18 protein-coding genes are annotated in these 17,168 nt (G+C 69.7%); 7 read left to right on the top strand and 11 right to left on the bottom strand.

The annotated features are described in order from the left end of the window. Window positions 1-40 precede the first annotated feature (40 nt). Complete coding sequence (locus ACIBH4_RS34620; RefSeq protein ID WP_362769314.1) at window positions 41-1,012, bottom strand: zinc-binding dehydrogenase; 972 nt, start codon at window positions 1,010-1,012, stop codon at window positions 41-43. A gap of 140 nt (window positions 1,013-1,152) precedes the next feature. On the opposite strand from ACIBH4_RS34620, the gene ACIBH4_RS34615 reads away from it, so the two are divergent. Further along, window positions 1,153-1,719 (top strand): helix-turn-helix domain-containing protein, encoded by a 567-nt coding sequence (locus tag ACIBH4_RS34615; protein ID WP_362769311.1) that lies wholly within the window; start codon window positions 1,153-1,155, stop codon window positions 1,717-1,719. 163 nt (window positions 1,720-1,882) lie between these two features. Here the strand turns inward: ACIBH4_RS34615 and ACIBH4_RS34610 are convergent, their stop codons facing one another. Continuing rightward, window positions 1,883-2,971: a tyrosine-type recombinase/integrase gene (locus ACIBH4_RS34610; RefSeq protein WP_364235747.1), complete on the bottom strand. Its 1,089-nt coding sequence runs from the start codon at window positions 2,969-2,971 to the stop codon at window positions 1,883-1,885. A gap of 569 nt (window positions 2,972-3,540) precedes the next feature. Between ACIBH4_RS34610 and ACIBH4_RS34605 the strand changes: the two genes are divergently transcribed. Further along, window positions 3,541-3,816, top strand: a complete 276-nt coding sequence (locus ACIBH4_RS34605; protein WP_362520037.1) for an isoamylase early set domain-containing protein — start codon at window positions 3,541-3,543, stop codon at window positions 3,814-3,816. A gap of 1,154 nt (window positions 3,817-4,970) precedes the next feature. Here ACIBH4_RS34605 and ACIBH4_RS34600 read toward each other — a convergent pair. Further along, a complete protein-coding gene (locus tag ACIBH4_RS34600; protein WP_364235750.1) occupies window positions 4,971-5,870 on the bottom strand; it encodes a GAF domain-containing protein in 900 nt (299 codons plus the stop codon). A gap of 150 nt (window positions 5,871-6,020) precedes the next feature. Then, on the bottom strand, window positions 6,021-7,361 hold the full coding sequence (locus ACIBH4_RS34595) for a GAF domain-containing sensor histidine kinase (RefSeq protein ID WP_362769305.1): 1,341 nt from the start codon (window positions 7,359-7,361) through the stop codon (window positions 6,021-6,023). A gap of 511 nt (window positions 7,362-7,872) precedes the next feature. On the opposite strand from ACIBH4_RS34595, the gene ACIBH4_RS34590 reads away from it, so the two are divergent. Then, window positions 7,873-8,160: a TetR family transcriptional regulator gene (locus ACIBH4_RS34590; protein ID WP_362520045.1), complete on the top strand. Its 288-nt coding sequence runs from the start codon at window positions 7,873-7,875 to the stop codon at window positions 8,158-8,160. 2 nt (window positions 8,161-8,162) lie between these two features. Then, window positions 8,163-8,456, top strand: a complete 294-nt coding sequence (locus ACIBH4_RS34585; protein ID WP_362520051.1) for an aldo/keto reductase — start codon at window positions 8,163-8,165, stop codon at window positions 8,454-8,456. Between the two features lie 66 nt (window positions 8,457-8,522). Here ACIBH4_RS34585 and ACIBH4_RS34580 read toward each other — a convergent pair whose 3' ends face one another. The 5 genes from ACIBH4_RS34580 to ACIBH4_RS34560 form a co-directional block, all read right to left on the bottom strand. Beyond that, complete coding sequence (locus ACIBH4_RS34580; protein ID WP_362769302.1) at window positions 8,523-8,792, bottom strand: hypothetical protein; 270 nt, start codon at window positions 8,790-8,792, stop codon at window positions 8,523-8,525. A gap of 99 nt (window positions 8,793-8,891) precedes the next feature. Then, window positions 8,892-9,449: an NUDIX hydrolase gene (locus ACIBH4_RS34575; protein ID WP_362520056.1), complete on the bottom strand. Its 558-nt coding sequence runs from the start codon at window positions 9,447-9,449 to the stop codon at window positions 8,892-8,894. Next, window positions 9,446-9,793, bottom strand: coding sequence for a DUF952 domain-containing protein (locus ACIBH4_RS34570; RefSeq protein ID WP_362520059.1), 348 nt, complete (start codon window positions 9,791-9,793; stop codon window positions 9,446-9,448). The genes ACIBH4_RS34575 and ACIBH4_RS34570 overlap by 4 nt, the downstream gene beginning before the upstream one ends. 52 nt (window positions 9,794-9,845) lie before the next feature. Further along, window positions 9,846-10,406, bottom strand: a complete 561-nt coding sequence (locus ACIBH4_RS34565; RefSeq protein WP_362769299.1) for a GNAT family N-acetyltransferase — start codon at window positions 10,404-10,406, stop codon at window positions 9,846-9,848. Between the two features lie 66 nt (window positions 10,407-10,472). Then, a complete protein-coding gene (locus tag ACIBH4_RS34560) occupies window positions 10,473-10,799 on the bottom strand; it encodes a multidrug efflux SMR transporter (RefSeq protein WP_362520065.1) in 327 nt (108 codons plus the stop codon). A gap of 140 nt (window positions 10,800-10,939) precedes the next feature. Here ACIBH4_RS34560 and ACIBH4_RS34555 point away from each other — a divergent pair, with 140 nt between their 5' ends. Next, window positions 10,940-11,902, top strand: coding sequence for a radical SAM protein (locus ACIBH4_RS34555; protein ID WP_362520069.1), 963 nt, complete (start codon window positions 10,940-10,942; stop codon window positions 11,900-11,902). A gap of 33 nt (window positions 11,903-11,935) precedes the next feature. Here the strand turns inward: ACIBH4_RS34555 and ACIBH4_RS34550 are convergent, their stop codons facing one another. Together ACIBH4_RS34550 and ACIBH4_RS34545 are read right to left on the bottom strand one after the other, a co-directional pair. Next, window positions 11,936-12,655 (bottom strand): HAD family hydrolase, encoded by a 720-nt coding sequence (locus ACIBH4_RS34550; RefSeq protein ID WP_362520072.1) that lies wholly within the window; start codon window positions 12,653-12,655, stop codon window positions 11,936-11,938. A gap of 175 nt (window positions 12,656-12,830) precedes the next feature. Next, a complete protein-coding gene (locus tag ACIBH4_RS34545; protein ID WP_362769296.1) occupies window positions 12,831-14,024 on the bottom strand; it encodes an Ig-like domain-containing protein in 1,194 nt (397 codons plus the stop codon). Window positions 14,025-14,407: 383 nt separating this feature from the next. Here ACIBH4_RS34545 and ACIBH4_RS34540 point away from each other — a divergent pair, with 383 nt between their 5' ends. Both ACIBH4_RS34540 and ACIBH4_RS34535 read left to right on the top strand, forming a co-directional pair. Continuing rightward, window positions 14,408-16,081, top strand: coding sequence for a SpoIIE family protein phosphatase (locus ACIBH4_RS34540; RefSeq protein ID WP_362769293.1), 1,674 nt, complete (start codon window positions 14,408-14,410; stop codon window positions 16,079-16,081). Beyond that, window positions 16,078-17,163, top strand: coding sequence for a cobalamin B12-binding domain-containing protein (locus ACIBH4_RS34535; RefSeq protein ID WP_362520084.1), 1,086 nt, complete (start codon window positions 16,078-16,080; stop codon window positions 17,161-17,163). Before ACIBH4_RS34540 ends, ACIBH4_RS34535 begins: the two co-directional genes overlap by 4 nt. Window positions 17,164-17,168: the final 5 nt, after the last annotated feature.

Genomic DNA, 17,168 nt, shown 5'->3' with positions numbered 1-17,168 from the left:
GCGCCCGCCTTCACCGCTCCTTCATGAAGATTTTGCGTCCTCACGCTCGTGCCGGGGTCGCACCGGGGCCCGCGCCAGGTTCGTCGGCGTGGGCCCCGGTGATGTCGACGACGACCTTGCCGGCGACCTTCCGCTCGCGGACCACCCCTATGGCCTCCTCGGCCCGCTCCCAGGACCCACGCCAGCCGACCTGCGCCGACAGCGCGCCCGAGGCGAGCAGGCCGGCGAGCAGGCCTAGGTCGGCCCCGACCGCGGCGGCGTCGCCGAAGGAGCTCAAGGTGCGGGCCTGACCGGGAAAGAAGGTGGAACCGGCAGGGAAGACGGCCGGCTCGGCGCCTGCCCACCCGATGCTGTGCAAGATGGCGCCGGGGGCGAGCAGCGCCCACGCGGCCACCAGGTGCGGCCCGCCGACCGTCTCCAGCACCACGTCGAACGGCTCGCTCACCTGCCGCAGGCCGGTGAGGCCGACGACGACCTCGTGGGCGCCGAGCGCGGCGAGAGCGGGGGCCTGGGCGCCGTCGCGAACCGAGGCGACGACGTGGGCGCCGGACAGAAAGGCCAGTTGCACCCCGTAGCGGCCCACGGCACCGGTGGCGCCGGTGATCAGCACCCGCCGGCCCAGGAGGGAACCGGCGGCGCGCAGGGTTCGCAGGGCCGTCATGCCCGCCATGGGCAGCGCCGCGGCTTCGGCCAGGGCGGCCGCGTCGGGCAGGGGAGCGACGTCGGCGACACGGACCGCCAGCAACTCGGCCCAGGCGCCGGGCCCGAAGGCCAGCACACGGGTGCCCGCCGCGGGGCCGGTGCCGTCGGCGGCGGGGCGCACGACGACCCCGGCGGCGTCGTAGCCTCCCACGTGGCCGGTGGGCAGTTGGGCGAGCATGCCCAGCTCTCCGGGGTTGAGGGAGGCGTGGTACACCTGCACGAGCACCTGGCCGGGGTCGGGTTCGGGGTCGGCGGCCTCCCCCAGGCGCAGCCCGCACGGGGCGGAGGGGTCGACGAGGAGAGCGTGCACGAGAAAGGCTCCTGTGGGGAGAGGGCGGTGTGCGGGAGGTCTCGGCGCACCGAACCAATCGGACCGCTGGTCCGGTTAGCTGTGGGCTAATATACGGACCGACAGTCCGATTGTGCAAAGAAAAACCGAGGGGAGAAACGGTGAGCGAGCGCGCCGACGCCGCCCGCAACCGCCGCGCCATCCTGCGCGCCACGGAAGAACTACTGGCCGCCCACGACACCCGCGACAGCGCCCACATCTCCTTGGACCAGGTCGCCGCGCACGCCCAAGTCGGCAAGGGCACCGTCTTTCGACGCTTCGGCAATCGCACCGGGCTGATGCAGGCCCTGCTGCAGGAACGGGCCGCGCAACTGCGCGAGGCACTGGAGTCGGGACCGCCACCCCTGGGACCGGGCGCGCCTTCCTTCGAGCGCATCGTCGCCTTCCTGGATGCCCTGTGCCGGCTGGCCGCCGACAACCTCGCCCTGCTGGCCGCCCACGAACGCTCCTGCGCCCCCGACCGCCACGCCGACCCCACCTACGTGCGCTGGCACACCCACCTGGAAACCCTGATCACCCAGACTCGCCCCGACCTGGACGCCGACTTCGTGGCCCACACCCTGCTGGGCATGTTCGACGCCGACATGGTGCGCCGCCTCACCCCCCACACCGACCCCGGCAGGTTCGCCCGCTCCATGCGGCAGCTGGTAGGGGAGTTGCTGGCCTGAACAACAGCGGCCGGGACCATCGCCTGCTCGGGTAAGAACCTTCGGCAGGCGCCCGGCCGCACCGTACCCGATCGAACCTTCGCGCCTTTGACCGCGCGCCGTCGAACACCGCGCCGCCTGCCCCCCTCACACGACGCAGAGACCGAGGCGGGCCGCCTGCCGCTCAGCTCGACGAGGGACCGCGCAGCAACGGATGCGAGCGCATCGCCACCTCCAACTCCCCGGGCAGCTCATCGCGGTAACGCCCCAGCGTCGCCAGATCACTGTGGCCCAGAACCCGCCGCACCGCGTCCATGTCCACCGCGTCGGCCAGCAGATGGGTGGCCGTGGTGTGACGCAACCCGTGCGGGGTCACCGAACGACGGCGATCGGGATCCACCCTGCGCTGCACCCGGTCGATCACCGCCTGCACATCCCCCCGCGCCAGCCGCCGCCCCCGCCACGACAGCAGCAACGCCTTGTCGGCGGAAGCCATCCGCCCGTGCAACAGATAGGCCTCCAGCACCAGCGCGACGTCGCCCGGCAGCGGCACATCCCTCGTCTTGCCGCCCTTGCCGAAGATCCGCCAGTAACGCACCCCGTCGTTGGTGTAGAAATCCTCCACGTTGGCCCGGACCAGCTCCGACACCCGCGGCCCCATCGTCGAGAGCATCAACACGATCAGCCCGTCACGCAACTCGGTGTGCTGGTCACGCCGGCGCACCCGCCCCGCCCTCGCCGCAGGCACCTCCTGCGGTGCTGCGGCCTCGGCCCCGTCTCCCAGCTCACGCGCCGCGCCGATCAGCCCTCGCGCCTGCTCGCGGGTGAGCGCCCGCCGCTGCGGCCGCAGCCCGCCGCGCTCCTTGGCCGTCACCGTCGCCGTCGCCATCGGATTGACCTGCACCCACCCCGCCAGCACCGCGTGCTTGAACAACGCCGAGATCGACCGCCGAAACCGCGCCTGAGAGGAGGCCGACTGCGAGGCGGAGGAGACCGGCTGAGAGGTGGAGCCCGCCGCCTCCTCGGGCCGCGAACGCCTTCGCCCGTCGGGCTTACGGGCGAACGCCAGCAGGACGGCGTCGACATCCTCACCGGTCAGATCGTCCAGGACCGTCTCCTCACCCGCCAGATCCACGAAAGTGGCCACATCACGCGCGTACACCTCCGCCGTCGACGCCGACAACGCGCCGGTCAGGGTCTTGGCCCGCACCAACTCCACATAACGATCGGCCGACTCGCCCACGCTGAGACGATTCAGATCAGCAGGCCGCATGATCCCGGCGACACCCCTTTCGCATCCTGGCCGTCGTCAACGGCCGCTCACCCGCCACCAGTGCCACATCCCCGCCCGCCGAAACACCCCGCCTCCCACATGCCGCCACCGGCTACCGACGCCACAGCCGGTCGCGGCTGCGGGGGAGTGGCCCACCGGCCACCTCGCCGATCATGTTCATTCCCCCACGGTAGACGAACGCCCGCCCGCCGCAGGGCCGCCGAGAAAAGCCCCGCCGCCCGGCCTCACGGAAGTCCCGAAGATGTTTTTACCGGATTCGACTGATCTGCGTTGACGGAATGGCTTTACCGCCTCGCCTCCGGCCCGCTCACACCGCGCGGAGTCATGGCAGGGGAGACCCCGGCCAGCACCCGCCGGTGAGACCCCGCGTCCTTCAGCAGGTCACACGTAGCCGATCTCCGCGAATCACCCAGGTGGCGAACAACACGAAACCAGCGTGAACAGTGTGTTACGGCCTGCACACCCCTCTACCGAATCACCACGCCAACCGGGAAGCTGACCTCACCCCCACCCCCGGAAAGCCCCGGAAAGCCCCGGAAAGGACGCACATGCTCAAACGCACCCAACTGTTCGGCCGCAAGACCCGCGTCACCTTCGCCCTGCCCGCCGACCACCCCCTCGGCGTCGTCAGCGTCGTCGGCGACTTCAACGACTGGCAACCCGGCCGCCACGAGATGCGCCGCCGCCGCAACGGCACCCGCACCATCTCGATCATCCTGCCCCCCGGAATCCACCGCTTCCGCTACCTCGCCACCGGCGGCCTGTGGTTCGACGACGACACCGCCGACCACATCGACCACCACAGCAGCGTCATGCACCTGTGAACCCCGCCACCGGGCAGACCTTCTGAAAGATCACCCCCTCACCGCCTGGGGCCAGGACCGCACGCAGACGATCGGCCAGGGCGAGCGCCTGCCGCACCGACCAGGGCTGGGCATCGCGTCACCAGGTGACCGGCAGCGCGCTCAGGCCGCCGGTCAGCACGTGCGGGCGGTCGAGCGCGAACACGCGCCCGGAGGGACACCTGCGGCGAGAACCGAGGTGTCGCTACCGCGGAGCCGGATCATCGCCAGCCTGTTAGGCATCCATAGGGGTCTAAACGGCTATATTTTATACCAGACAGAATTGAGCTTCTGTCTGGTATACGATGCTTTGTGCTGATAGGACCTATTTGGTGCGGCGTGAAGGTTGTTACCGTCGGATGCTCCCCGTCGCGCGGGAGCGCGAAGAACGGGGCGACTCCCTCACGGGTGCGTCATGGCGCCGGAGTCTCCTTCTGTGCATGATCACCCCCGCTTGATCGTTCCGTTGAGCAAGATCCACGATCTTCCGGGTCGCCTAAAGCGATCAAGAAATGGCGCGGTTTCGTCGATGCGTGCCGCCCGGGACCGGTTCCGTCGCAGCCGTTCTGCCCGGTAGCCGCCCGGTGGATGTGACCGGGGGTCGCGTCCAGGTCGACCCGCTTTGTGATCATGGTTATCTCGAGCGCTCTGCCCCATGGTCGATTTGTCTTATTTGTTCTGTTCTGTTGGATGTCTTTCTTTGGCTGTTTGACGGCGGTGGCGGTCGTCCACGAAATCGGCGCCCGGATGGCTCTCCCCTGGGTCGTCAGAGCAGTTACCCGCTTCGGTGGACGAATGTGGGTAGCTCGGCGCTGTTGTGAAGATGCTCACGGCCGGCAACCCGTCCTGGATCGGGCGACTCCCCCGGTTCGGGGGTGTGGCAGGGCCGCCTTCCCCTCCCCCAGCCTGCCTGCACGGGTGCCTGCGGTGTTCAATCGGGTGACCTGGCGCGCCTTGTCGGCGGTCGAGGCCCGCGTCGCGGGGCCGTACGGGCCTGGCGGCGCTGCGCGCGGGTGTCCCGCAGGTTGTCCGCCCGTTCCTGGGTGATCAGCCGTTTTGGGCGGGTCGTCTTCATCGGCTCGGCGTCGCCGCTCCCCCGCTGCCGCGTCGGCTGCGGCCCGAGGGGATGGCGGCCGCTATCGCCGATTTCGCGGGGTTTCCTCTGAGAGTCGCGCTTGTACGGCGATGCCGGTCAGGTCGGTGGAGTCGGTCACCAGGTGTGCGGTGACCGTGGCGGTCCGGCCGTCGGAGAGGGCTATCTTCGCCGTGGCTTCCCGGCCTTGCGCTACCAGGCTGACAGCGGCGTCTTCCAGGGCGGTCCGGTCGCGATGGCACAGGTCTGAGGGCATGGACCCCGGCGAGGCGTGTGTGTTTCCGCTTTCCCGTGCCGCGCCGAGGAATCTTTTCAGCAGGGCCCGTTCGCGTTCGGCGCTGAATTCGAGCAGTCTTTGCTCGATGTCGTGGGCTGATCGCTGGGCCATGGCCGTCATCTGCGTGTTCGCCCGCTCGTCGAGGGAGGCGATGCACATGACTCCTTCCACGCGTCCGCTGAGGGGGTTGAGCACGGGTGTTCCCACGGCGGCGAACTTGTGGAGTTTTTCCCACAGGTGCTCGTTGCCTGAGACCTGGTAGGTTCGCCGTTCCAGCAGCGTGGAGCCGACGGCGTTGGTGCCTATGTCGGACTCGGCGTAGCTGAAGCCCGGAATGACGCCGGTGGCGTCGGCTGCCGCCCGCATTGAGGTGTCGCCCAGGGCGCGTAGGAACAGCACTCCGGAGGAGTCGCTCAGGAACACCCCTGAGGAGGTGCCGGCGATGGTCGTTTGCAGTCGGTCGAGTACGGGCCGGGCCGCGCGTATCAGGATGTTGTCGTAGTCGAGGTCGTCGAGCAGGCGTGTTCGGAAGCCGCCGGGGGGCAGTCCGGCGGCTTGACAGCGTCGCCACGAATTCAAGATCGGAGTGCGCATCTCGTCCTCCGTGAGCGTCCCGTCCAGGAGGCGCTCCATGATCTCGCCGGCGTGTTGTCCCGTGGTGTTCAAGACATTCGCCGTTCGGCTCACGCCCACAACGTCCTCACAATGAACAAATCCTTTGTGCGCGGGTTTTCTTGTCGGGCCGGTGAATTGCTGCCGGTTCTTTGTGGCTGACTTTTCTGTGTGCTCGATGGGTGCGTTGGCGAGTCGGTCGTTTCACGAGGTGGTGGCTGGGAGGTGGAGGGTGAAGCGTGCCCCGTTCGGAAAGGCGTCCTCGACGTGGAGGGTGCCGTGGTGGTCGCGGGCGATGGCGCGGGCGATGGCCAGGCCGAGTCCGGTGCCGCCGCGGTCGCGGCTGCGAGCGCTGTCCAGCCGGGTGAAGGGCTGGAAGACGTGTTCACGTTCGGCCGGGGGGACTCCGGGGCCGTCGTCGGTGACGCTGAGTTCGGCGGTGTCGCCGGTGTCGCCGGTGTCGCCGGTGCGGCGTACCTCTACGGTGATGTGGTGGGCGGCGTGCCGTTGGGCGTTGTCGAGCAGGTTGTTCAGCACCCGGCAGATTTGTATGGGGACGGCGCTGGCCAGCACTTTGGGGGCGAGGTCGAGCCGTGTCGGGTGATGGTCGCCGATCCGGCGTGTGACTTCGGCTTCGACGAGTTCGGCGAGGTCGACGGGCTCCAGGGCGGTGAGCGGGGCCGTTCCGGTCCGGGCCAGTGAGAGCAGGTCGGTGATGATGGCCTGCAGTCGGTCCACGTCGTTCAGCGCGTGGCCGAGTAGGTCGGTGAGGTCGGTCTCGCCGGGGTGGAGCCGGGCTTCCTCCAGTTGGACCCGTAGTCCTGCGAGGGGGGTGCGTAGTTCGTGGGAGGCGTCGGCGGTGAAGCGCCGTTGGCGCTCGAGCGCGTCTCGCAGTGACACGGTGGTCTGCTCCAACTCTGTGGAGATCATGCGCTCGCGGGTGTAGAGGCGGGCGTTGTCCACGCACAGCGCCGTGCGGTTGACCAGGTCCTCGGCCAGCGAGAGGTCGTCTTCCTCGAATGTCTTCCTGGTCCTGCAACGGTAGAAGCTCACCACCCCCAGGGTGATGCCGCGGGCCCGCATCGGTACCGCGACGAGGGAGTGGATGCCGTGTTCGCAGGCTTTCCGGCAGCGTTCGGGATCTTGTGCTATCCAGCCGAGGTTGGTGGGTAGCGCCGGTTCGAGTACCGGTTGTCCGGCGGCCACGCTGCGGGCCTGTGGTGTGGAGGCGAGCAGTTGGATGAGTGCGTTGACCGGGTGCAGGCAGGAGTGTTTGCGTACGCCCAGGAAGGCGACTCGGCGTAGTCCGTCGTTGATGCCGGTGGGTTCCTGTCCGCGTGGCACGCGGTCGTACAGGTCGACGCCGACGTAGTCGGCGAAGCGGGGGACGGCGACTTCGGTCAGTTCTTCGGCGGTTCGGGTCACGCTCAGTGAGGTGCCGATGTGGGAGCCGGCGTCGCACAGCAGGTTGAGTCGTTCGCGTGCCTGCAGGGCGAGTCGGCCGATGCCTGGTTCGCTCACGGCGAGCAGCCATCTGTCGGTCACGGGGGCTTCCGTGTCGTGGGCGGGAGGTTTCGCGCCGGAAAGGGGTTGGGGGAACGCCTGGTTTGGGTGCTGTTGGAGCAGGCGTTGTCCGGTGCCGCCGACGGCGGCCGTGAAGCACTCGCCGGCAGTGGCGGCGTTGTCTTCGGTGGCCACCATTGACCATCTCTTCCTTCTGTGTTTTTCGACCCGTCTCGATATTGGCACATATCTTCTTGATATCGGCGCATAGATCTCCCTGGTTTATCCAAATTTATATTGATCTATAATAAATTGGGTCGTTTATTGGTTTTATTTGGTGATGTGTGAAAGACCTTCGTCGACGGCGAGGGGCGCGGCGGATGGCCTTGGAGGCGACCTGGCGCCGTCGGGTCAGGGCCTGGTCTGAGGTCAGGATCTCGCCGCCCAAGCGGCCCGCGCCGACCATGCCCGCCGGGTCCTTGGGGTCGCGCTCCTCGTATGTCGCCGGAGCGTCCGCACTACAGTGACTGGAAAGTCTGATCTGGGGGGTGCCATGCGTTCGCTGACCCGCAAGGGGGCCGCGACGCGGCAGCGCACTCTCGAGGGCGCGGCCGCCGACATCGGCGAGTACGGCGTGGTGGGCACGACCCTTGACGACATCCTGGCCAGGACGGCGACGAGCAAGAGCCAGCTGTTTCACTGTTTTCCGGGTGGGCGGGAGGAGTTGCTGCTGGCCGTGGCCCGTTTCGAAGCCGATCGCGTGCTGGAGGACCAGCGGCCCCAGCTCGGTGACCTCACCTCCTGGCCGGCCTGGAGGAGGTCGCCGCCACGTTGGAGGTGACGATGGCTCAGGTCGCGGTCAACTGGGTCGCCACCCAGCCCGGGGGCGCCTCCGCGATCGTCGGGGCGAGTGGCGCCGACCAGCTCGACGTCACCGTGACCGCACTGGATTTCGAGCTGCCGGCCGAACTGCGCGCCCGGCTCGACGAGGCGAGTCGCGTGCCGCCCTCGTCGGTCTACCAGATGTTCATGCCCGGCTATCAGGGCCGGCTGGTCAGTCCCGGTGTCAAGGTCGGCGACAAGCCGGCCGGGTACGTTCCGGCCGTACGGAACTGGGCGGCCGGAAGCGTCGGGTGAGGGCCCTCGCGGGGCGTGCGCTGTCGGCCGTGTGGGCGGCCTCCTGTGCCGGGGCAGGCGGTGGGGTCAGGGCGGAGGTGCCGGCTTGAGTCTTCTGACGAAGCGGGCGGCGGTGCGGTGGCTCATGCCGGTTTCGCCGCGTACCAGGAAGACGGCCTGGTCGAACTGGCCGGCCGCCTTGAGTTCCAGGAGCCGTTCGATGAACTCGGGGCCTACTCCCCCACCGACCAGGGCGTTTCTGGGGCGCTGTGCCGCTCGCACCGCGAAGACGATCAGGGCGATGAGCGCCGCCACGATGACCGCCGTCAGGAGGAGGATGACGATCAGGTTCGACATGGGGTGAGCGTACCGCCGTGAGGTCCGCGTGTGTGGGGTGAGATCACCGGATTTGACGGTGATGCGGCTTGAGAGCGCCGAAGGCGCGGGGCCGCCCTGTCAGGTCTGCCGGGTCACGCCGCGCAGCAGGAGCATGGCGTAGGCGGCGATCGAGTTGCTGTCGGTGATGGCGCCGCACAAGATCATCCGTTCCAGTTCGGCGTGGGGGACCCAGGTCTGGCGCATGTCCTGTTCGGTGTGCTCGCGCTCGTGGGCGCCGGCGGTCAGGCCCGTGGCGAGGAAGATGTCGTAATTTTGGCCTGAGGTGCCGTGGGCGTTGTCCAGGCGTCCCAGATGGGTCATCGAGGTGGCTCGCAGACCGGTCTCCTGGGTGAGTTCGGTGTGGGCGGTGAACAGGGGCGAGGGACTGTCCTTGACCCCGCCCTGGGGGAAGTTCCAGGTGCGCCGTCTGACCGGGTAGCGGTATTCCTCCACGAGGTGGAAGCCGTCGTTCTCCATGGGGATGATGATGGCGAAGTCGGGGATGTCCACGACGCCGTAGATGCCGTGGGAGCCGTCGGGGCGTTCGATACGGTCCTCGCGCACGCTGATCCACGGGTTGGTGTAGACGACCATGGAGTCGAGGGTGCGGATCGTCGGTCCGGATACGTCGGTCATGCAGGGACCCTACTGGCGGGGCCGGGACCGGGCGGGGTGAAGGGCAGGACGGAGGTCACCGCGCTGAGAGGGAGGGGCCCGTAGATGTGGGGGAAGGCCTCGGGGGTGTCGTCGGGGACCTCCATGCGGACGTCGAGTCCGGTGGGGTCGACGCTGAGCAGCACGAGGGGGTCGGTGACGTCGCGGTAGAAGCGTTCTGCGACGCCGCGTAGCTGTTCGTGGCCGGCGCAGGCGTGGATGAAGCCGACGTCGTCGAGGGTGCGGCCGAGGGTGGAGACGCGGTACTCCCCCGCCTGGCGGGCGGCCTCCCAGTCGGAGGCCAGGGCGAGATGCAGGATGGTCATCGCAGACATCGTGCCGTGTGCGTCGCCGTCGTTCAACCGGGGGCGGGCGGTGTCAGTGGTGGGGGCGCCACTCGCGGTGCAGGATGGCGTAGACGATCTCGCTGGTCCATACGCCTTTGACGATCTCGTTGTCGAGGAAGTGGGCCTCGCGGCGCATGCCGAGTTTCTCCAGCACCCGGGCCGAGGCCTCGTTGCGGGCGTCGAGGCGTCCGACGATGCGGTGCAGGTTCAGGTGTTCGAAGCCGAGTTCGAGCATGACCCGGGCGGCCTCGGTGGCGTAGCCCTTGCCGTGGTGGTCGGGGTGCAGGACGTAGCCGATCTCGCCGGCGCGTTGTGAGCGGCTGTGCCAGATGAGCAGGGCGTCGCCGAGGAGTTCGCCGGTGGCGGTCAGTTCCACCGCCAGGGTGAGGGATTGTCCTTCTTCCAGCAGCGCCGTCTCGCTGATCTTCTTTTCCAGTGCCTGGCGGGTCTGTTCGAGGTCGCGTGGCTCCCAGTACAGGTAGCGGGCGACCTGGGGCAGGCGGTGGATGGCGTGCAGGGCGTCGAGGTCGGCGGGGGTGTAGGCGCGCAGGGTCAGGCGGTCGGTCCGGATGGGCAGGACGGGCTTCAGCATCCGGTCAGGTTAGGACAGTGGCCGGGTGGGGGGCGAGGGGATATTGGGGGGCGGGGCGTGCGGGGGTCAGTGGGTGCCTCCGGCCAGGTTGAGGACCACGACGCCGCCGATGATCAGGGCGATTCCGGCGATCTTGGCGAGGTTGATCGTCTCGCCGAGGAAGAGGACGCCGATGGCGGCGATGGCGGCGGTGCCGGCTCCGGCCCAGACGGCGTAGGCGGTGCCGACCTCCATCTGGAGCTTGAGTGCCTGGGCCAGCAGGATGAAGGCGGCGGCGTAGCCGGCGACGACGAGGACCGACCAGCCTTTGTGGGTGAATCCGTCGCTCAGTTTGAGGGCGGTGGTCGCCACGATCTCGGCGATGATCGCCCCGGCCAGGATTAACCACGCCATTGTCACCACTCCCCCGTAAATCGGGCCAAACATACCATTTTTCGCTGATCACAGATGGGTGGTCTCCCGGGGCGGGACCGTCCGGCGCCACGACCTGCCCGGCTTGCGAGCGGCATCGAAAGCGTGTTCCACTGAGCCGTATGCGATGGGACGCGCCTCCCCTGCTCGCCGCGCCGCCCGACGCCAGGCCGCGGATCGAGCGCTCCGCGCTGACCAGGGTCCACGGGGCCCTGACCTGTTACGAGGTGCAGGCGCGCACCGCGCTGGACGTTACGCCCGAGGGCTGGGCGGTCAGTCCGTATCGGGGGTGCGCCCAGGCGTGCCGTTACTGCTCGGCGCGCCGGGGACACCGCTACCTGGGGCTGGACGCCGAAGGTGACTTCGACGCGCGGATCGTGGTGCGCACCAACATCGTGCGGCGGTTGCGCGCGGAGCTGAGGTCACGCTGGGACGGCGAGCACATCACCGTGGGGATGGGAGGCGACTGCTACCAGCAGGTGGAGGAGGTCTACCGGCTGATGCCGGGCCTGGTCACCGCGTTGCGTGAGGCCGGGGCGCCGTTCACCGTCCACACCAAGAGCCGGTTGATCCTGCGCGACGCCGACCTGCTGGCCGCCACACCGGGGGCCGGGGTGGTGGTCTCGATCGCGTTCGTCGACGACCGGATCCGCCGCACGGTGGAGCCCGGTGCTGTCGGCGCGCAAAAACGCCTGGAGCTGGTGGCGGAGCTGAACGAGCGCGGGGTGGCGTGCGGGGTGGCGATGGCGCCGATCCTGCCGCTGCTGACCGACTCCCCCGACCAGCTGTCGGCCACCGTGCGCCGTATCGCCGACGCCGGGGCCGTCAGCTGTGTCCCTCAGGTGCTGCGCCTGCCCTCCGGGGCGCGCGAGTGGTATCTGACCTGGCTTCGAGAGCACCATCCGGCGCTTGAGCCCCGTTACGCCGAGCTGTACGGCCGCGGCGCCGACGCCGAACCCGGCTATGTGCGCCGCCTGACCGGCCAGATCCTGCAGCTGGCCGCCCGCTACGGGATGGGGCCGACCCGGCCCGAGCAGCCTCTGCCGCTGGCGTTGCCCCGGCAGGCCCAGCTCACCCTGCTGTAGGCCGGCGGCCTCTCCTGGCGGCCCCCGGGGGTCTCAGAAGTGGTCCAGCAGTTCGGAGAACCTGTCCAGCCGCAGCACCCGCTCGTCGCCGGGGTCCAGCTCGCTGTGCTCCAGCGCCCAGGTGTGGTCGTTGGGGATGAAGACGGCGTTCAGGCCCGCCTGCCGGGCGGGAAGGATGTCCGACTTCGGGGAGTTGCCGATCATCCAGGTCGTCGCGGGCGCCAGGGCGTGCTCGCGGGCCAGCCACCGATAGGTGGTGACGTCTTTTTCGGCCACGATGTGCACGTCGCGAAAGTGGTGGGCCAGCTGTGAGGCCTCCAGTTTTCGCCGCTGCTCTTGCAGGTCGCCCTTGGTGAGCAGGAGCAGTTCGTGGCGCTCGCCGAGCGCGGTGAGCGTCTCGGTGACGCCCGCGACCAGCTCCAGGCGGCGCTGCAGGAGGGCCAGGGCCAGCTCGTCGATGTGGCGGCGCTCGGCCGCGGTCGCCGGGCGTTCGCGCAGCCGCTCGAAGCACTCGCCGAGGCTGCGCAGGAACATCGTGCTGCCATAGCCGTGGGTGACGGCGTTGGCCGCCTGGATGTCGTCGAGGACGGCGCGGATCTGCGCGCGCTCCAGGGTCGGGTGCGCCAGCCAGTCGAGGAAGTCCTCCACGACTCGCTCGAACAGCACGTTGTTCTCCCACAGCGTGTCGTCGGCGTCGAAGATGAGCACCTGCCCCTGGAGTCTCACCCGGTCCTCCCCCGAGAACGTCGTCATCGGCGGTCTTGGCCGCCTTCATCGTGCCTTCACCGTGTCCGGCGCACACGCTACCGCGCCCGCCGGGCCCGGCGCGTCCTGTTTTCCGCCGCGCCGGGGAGCCCGTGAGCTCATGCGGCCATCACACCCCCGAAGCCCTCCCCGGGGGCTCGGGAGGGCTTCGAAGGTTGAGGGCTCAGGCCAGGGCGCTGCCGCTGCGCCATTCCTTGAACGACAGCTGCCAAAAGCCCCAGCCGTTGTTCCACTCCATCTCGCGGTTGGTGCCCTTGATGGTGATCACGTCGCCGCGTTGGACCTGGTTGTAGAACCATTTGGCCTGGTCGGGGCGGGCGTTGATGCATCCGTGGCTGACGTTCTGGCGCCCCTGGGCCCAGACGTTGTTCAGCGCGTGCACGTACTCGCCGCTGTTGGAGAACCGCACCGCGTGGTTGATCATCAGGTCGTAGTAGCCGGGGTCGCCCTTCTTGCGGCCCGGGGAGATCATGCGTTCGGGGTTGGCCTTGCCCATCGTCAGGTGGACGCCGCTGGTGGTGGTGTACTCGCGGGTGCTGGCGTTGCCGGCGCTGATCAGCATGGTCTGCACGACCTTGCCGTCCCGTTTGACGATCATCTTGTGCTTGCGGGTGTCGATGGTGGAGATCTGGGCCGCGCCGATCTGGATGACCTTGGTCATGTCCTTGACGCCGTACATGTCCTTGCCGCCCTGTACGCCTTTGAGGCGGGCGGTGAAGGTCACCTTCTGGTGGGGTTGCCAGAACTTCGCGGTCCGGTAGATCACGGTCGTGTCGTTGATCCACCGCCATGCGCCCTGGGCCGGCTTTTGTGAGGTGACCTTCAGGGCCTTCTCCACCCCGGCCTTGTTGGCGATCTGCTGGTTGAAGGTGACGATGATCGGCGCCCCCACGCCGACCTTCTCCCCCTTGATCGCCGGGGTCACGTCCGCCACCTCGAGCTCATGCTTGGGCTTGAGCGTCCTGAAGGAGCTGGCGGCGGTGGTGCCGTCGACCGCCCGCGCCGACACGGTGTAGTCGCTGGCCGGTTCCATGGGCGTGCTGGAGACCCACCTGGTGCGTTCGGCGTTGAAGTCGCCTTCCAGCACCCGGTCGCCGCTTTGCACAGTGACCTCCTCCAGCGCGCCGCTGGAGGCGGCGACGACGACCTTCTTGTCGGGGCGTACGGTCTTGCTGCCCTGGGCGGGGCTGATCTTTATCTCGGTCGCGGCCGGAGCGGTGGCGGCCACGGCGCCCGATCCGGCGCCGGGACCGGCGGGATCCTTCGGGCTCGACCCCGTGGAACAGGCGGTGACCAGCACCGTCGTGGTCGCCAAAGCCAGAGCGGCCACTGGCGTCCTGAGGCGTCGGTGTCCCATGGTCAGCACAATGTCTCTCCCCCACTACAGCAAACTGCTCTTAAAAACACTAATAGGAGATGCATGGTGACTCGGCATGGTTGCGATGGGTTTGGTAACGTTTCGGACTCTTCGTAAGGTCAGAAAAATGCCAACTGAGAGTCAGGTGACGGCAAAGTGCCCACGTCACCGGCCCTGACGTGAAAGCGCTGCTCCGGCGGGGTGGTCGGCCGCGGGTGCGGTTTCCAGTCGTAAACCCTCACGCGCCGGCCGCATCAACGGCCCTGTGGGGGGCATGGGCAGCAAAGGACCTTCCGGCCTCACGCACCGGTTCCCCGCCCCGTCCCGACGGCGCGGCGGGAAGATAGTCTGATCGATCCCTCTCCACACGGAAGCCCAGGGTGATGACAAGACCTCCCCCGTTGCGCGACCCCGTCCACGCACTCACCGCCGCGGCCGACCTCGACCGCGACACCGACACCGGTGAGCGCGATCTTTCGCGTCCACCGGGTGAAGAGGTGCTGCGCGCCATCGTGGAGGCCAGCGGCGAGGGGGTCGTGTTGTGCGGCGCCGACGGTGTCGTGGTGATGCTGAACGCCGCCGCGGCCGAGATGGCACCGGAGATCGCCGTGGGCCGCCTTCTGCGCCAGGGCCCGGCCGCGCCCCTGTTCGAGGGTGAGCACCCCGACGGTGAGAGCCGCGAGAGCGATCACGGGCGGCGCCGGATCCGGGTACGTCGCGAGGTCTTCGGCCTCAGCCACCGGGCCTGGTACCTGCGCGACATCACCGCCGAGGCCGCCAGGACCGACGCGCTGCTGGCCGAGCGCCGGCGCACCGACTTCCTCATCGAGGCGGGCCGCAGGCTGTCGGCCTCGCTCAACATGCGCCGCTGCGCCCGCACCGCGATCGAGCTGGCCACCCCCTTCCTGGCCGATGCCGCCATGGTCGTGCTGCCGCCCTCGGGGCGCCGCCACGCCGGCTGGCTCCGCCTGACCAGCACCGACCGGTTCCTGCAGGAGGGCAACGTCGCCGTCGCCGACACCGCGCAGGTGCCCGGCCTGGCCGAGGCACTGGCGGGTTTCCCGCCCGTGCCCAGCCGCTGGCTGGATCCGGGGCAGGTGCCCGGCTGGCTGCTGCCCGACAGGTTCGGGGCGGCCGGGCACCTGCTGGTCACCCCGCTGCCCGGCAACGGGGTACCCGCCGGAGCGCTCGTGCTCGCCCGTCACGAAGACGGGCCGCCCTTCGACGAGGACGCCGAGACCCTGGTGCGGATCTTCGCCGCCCGGGCCGGGGCGGCCATCTCCGCCGCCGCCCTCTACCAGGAGCAAAGCGCCACCAACGCGATCCTCAGCAGCGACCTGCTGCCCCCGCCGCTGCCGGCGCTGGCCGGGGCGGAGCTGGCCGGATCGCTGCGCGCCGCCCGCCAGGCCGGGCTCATCGGCGGCGACTTCTACGACGTCTACCTGCCCGAGCCCGGCGAGTCCGGCGATCCGCTGGTGGTGCTGGGCGACGTCTGCGGCAAGGGCGCCCGCGCCGCCGTCCTGGCCGGGCACATCCGCCACTGCCTGCGCACACTGCTACTGCTGGAAGAGCGCCCCGAGCATCTGGTCGCCCTGCTCAACCGCTCCCTGCGGGGCTCGCCCATACCCAACTCCTACGCCACCCTCGTGCTGGGCGCGCTCAGCGCCGCCCCGGGCGGGCACGTTCACGTGAACCTGGCGGTCGCCGGGCACCCGGCGCCGCTGATCCTGCGCCTGGACGGCACCGTGCAGGAGTGCGCGGCCCACGGACCCATGCTCGGCGCGTTCGCCGAGGCCGCCTTGGCCCCGGCCGGTGTCGACCTGGCCCCCGGCGAGGTGTGCCTGTTCTACAGCGACGGCATCACCGAGGCCTTCGGCGGCCCCACCGGCAGGGAGATGTACGGCGCCCAGCGGCTGAAGGCCGCCCTGGCCGGCTGCGCGGGCATGCCGGTCGCGGCACTGGTCGAGCGGCTGGAGCAGATCAGCACCGACTGGCTGGGCGGCGACGTCCAAGACGACCGGGCGCTGCTGGCGGTGCAGGCGAGGCCGGCTCGATGAGCACCCTGAGCACGACGGATACCCCGGGCGCGGCCGCGCCGCGGGGGGCGGGCCCGCACGAGGCCCTCGATCGATACCTGCAGCACATCGGGCGCGCCGACGAGTTCGCCGCCATCGACCTGGTGCTCGACCTGCTGGAGCAGGGCGTGGACGCCGAGCGGCTGCTGCTCGATCTCATCGCTCCCGCCCAGCGGCGCGTCGGCGAGCTGTGGGCGGCCAACGAGTGGTCCATCGCCCGCGAGCACGGCGCCACCGCCGTCAGCGAGCGCGCCGTGGCCGCGATCGCCGCCCGCGTCCGGCCCGAGCCCACCCGCGGGCGCCTCACCGTCGCCTGCGCCGACGGCGAGTACCACGCGCTGCCCACCCGCCTGCTGGCCGAGGTCTTGCGCCTGCGCGGCTGGCGGGTCGACTTCCTGGGCGCCAGCGTGCCGGGCCCGCACCTGATCACCCACCTGCACCAGAGCGGGCCCGACGCGGTCGCGCTGGGCTGCGCGCTGGCCACCCGGCTGCCCCGGGCGCACGCCACGCTCACCGCCTGCCAGGCCGTCGGCGTGCCGGTCATGGCCGGCGGAGCCGGCTTCGGCGCCGACGGCCGCTACGCCCGCCTGCTGGGCGCCGACGCCTGGGCGCCCAGCGCCGACGCCGCGGCCGACCTGCTGGAGCGCGGCGACCTGACCGGCCCGCCCCGCCAGGCCGCCGTGCCGGCCCATCTGGCCGACGAGGAGTACACCCACCTGACGCGCCGGCGCGCCGAGCTGCTCACCCGCGCCCTGCAGGCCCTGGCCCGCGCCTACCCGCCGATGGCGGCCTACGACCTGCACCAGGTCGACGCCACCGCCGCCGACCTGGGCCATCTGCTCGACTTCCTGGCCGCGGCCCTGTACATCGACGACGCGCAGCTGTTCACCGGCTTCATCGGCTGGACCGGTTCCGTGCTCGCGGCACGCGGCGTCCCCGCCGAGGCCGTGACGGTGGGATTGCGCGTTTTCCACGACGAGCTGCGAGACTTCCCCCGTGCCCGTCACATGCTGGTCCAGGCAGCCGAGGCGGCACCTGTCCCCGGCCCCGATCAGGAGACCTGACGTTT

Origin of the sequence: Streptosporangium sp. NPDC050284, assembly GCF_044459525.1 — a bacterium.
Lineage (GTDB): Bacteria > Actinomycetota > Actinomycetes > Streptosporangiales > Streptosporangiaceae > Streptosporangium.
This window is presented reverse-complemented; position numbering and strand designations above follow the sequence as displayed.

Coding starts and splice junctions, on each gene's coding strand:
- ACIBH4_RS34535 (WP_362520084.1), top strand. CDS start 16,078: ATGAGCACCCTGAGCACGACGGATACCCCGGGCGCGGCCGCGCCGCGG.
- ACIBH4_RS34610 (WP_364235747.1), bottom strand. CDS start 2,971: ATGCGGCCTGCTGATCTGAATCGTCTCAGCGTGGGCGAGTCGGCCGAT.
- ACIBH4_RS34575 (WP_362520056.1), bottom strand. CDS start 9,449: ATGACCGACGTATCCGGACCGACGATCCGCACCCTCGACTCCATGGTC.
- ACIBH4_RS34555 (WP_362520069.1), top strand. CDS start 10,940: ATGCGATGGGACGCGCCTCCCCTGCTCGCCGCGCCGCCCGACGCCAGG.
- ACIBH4_RS34540 (WP_362769293.1), top strand. CDS start 14,408: ATGACAAGACCTCCCCCGTTGCGCGACCCCGTCCACGCACTCACCGCC.
- ACIBH4_RS34560 (WP_362520065.1), bottom strand. CDS start 10,799: ATGGCGTGGTTAATCCTGGCCGGGGCGATCATCGCCGAGATCGTGGCG.
- ACIBH4_RS34570 (WP_362520059.1), bottom strand. CDS start 9,793: ATGACCATCCTGCATCTCGCCCTGGCCTCCGACTGGGAGGCCGCCCGC.
- ACIBH4_RS34580 (WP_362769302.1), bottom strand. CDS start 8,792: ATGTCGAACCTGATCGTCATCCTCCTCCTGACGGCGGTCATCGTGGCG.
- ACIBH4_RS34605 (WP_362520037.1), top strand. CDS start 3,541: ATGCTCAAACGCACCCAACTGTTCGGCCGCAAGACCCGCGTCACCTTC.
- ACIBH4_RS34590 (WP_362520045.1), top strand. CDS start 7,873: ATGCGTTCGCTGACCCGCAAGGGGGCCGCGACGCGGCAGCGCACTCTC.
- ACIBH4_RS34565 (WP_362769299.1), bottom strand. CDS start 10,406: ATGCTGAAGCCCGTCCTGCCCATCCGGACCGACCGCCTGACCCTGCGC.
- ACIBH4_RS34550 (WP_362520072.1), bottom strand. CDS start 12,655: ATGACGACGTTCTCGGGGGAGGACCGGGTGAGACTCCAGGGGCAGGTG.
- ACIBH4_RS34585 (WP_362520051.1), top strand. CDS start 8,163: ATGGCTCAGGTCGCGGTCAACTGGGTCGCCACCCAGCCCGGGGGCGCC.
- ACIBH4_RS34545 (WP_362769296.1), bottom strand. CDS start 14,024: ATGGGACACCGACGCCTCAGGACGCCAGTGGCCGCTCTGGCTTTGGCG.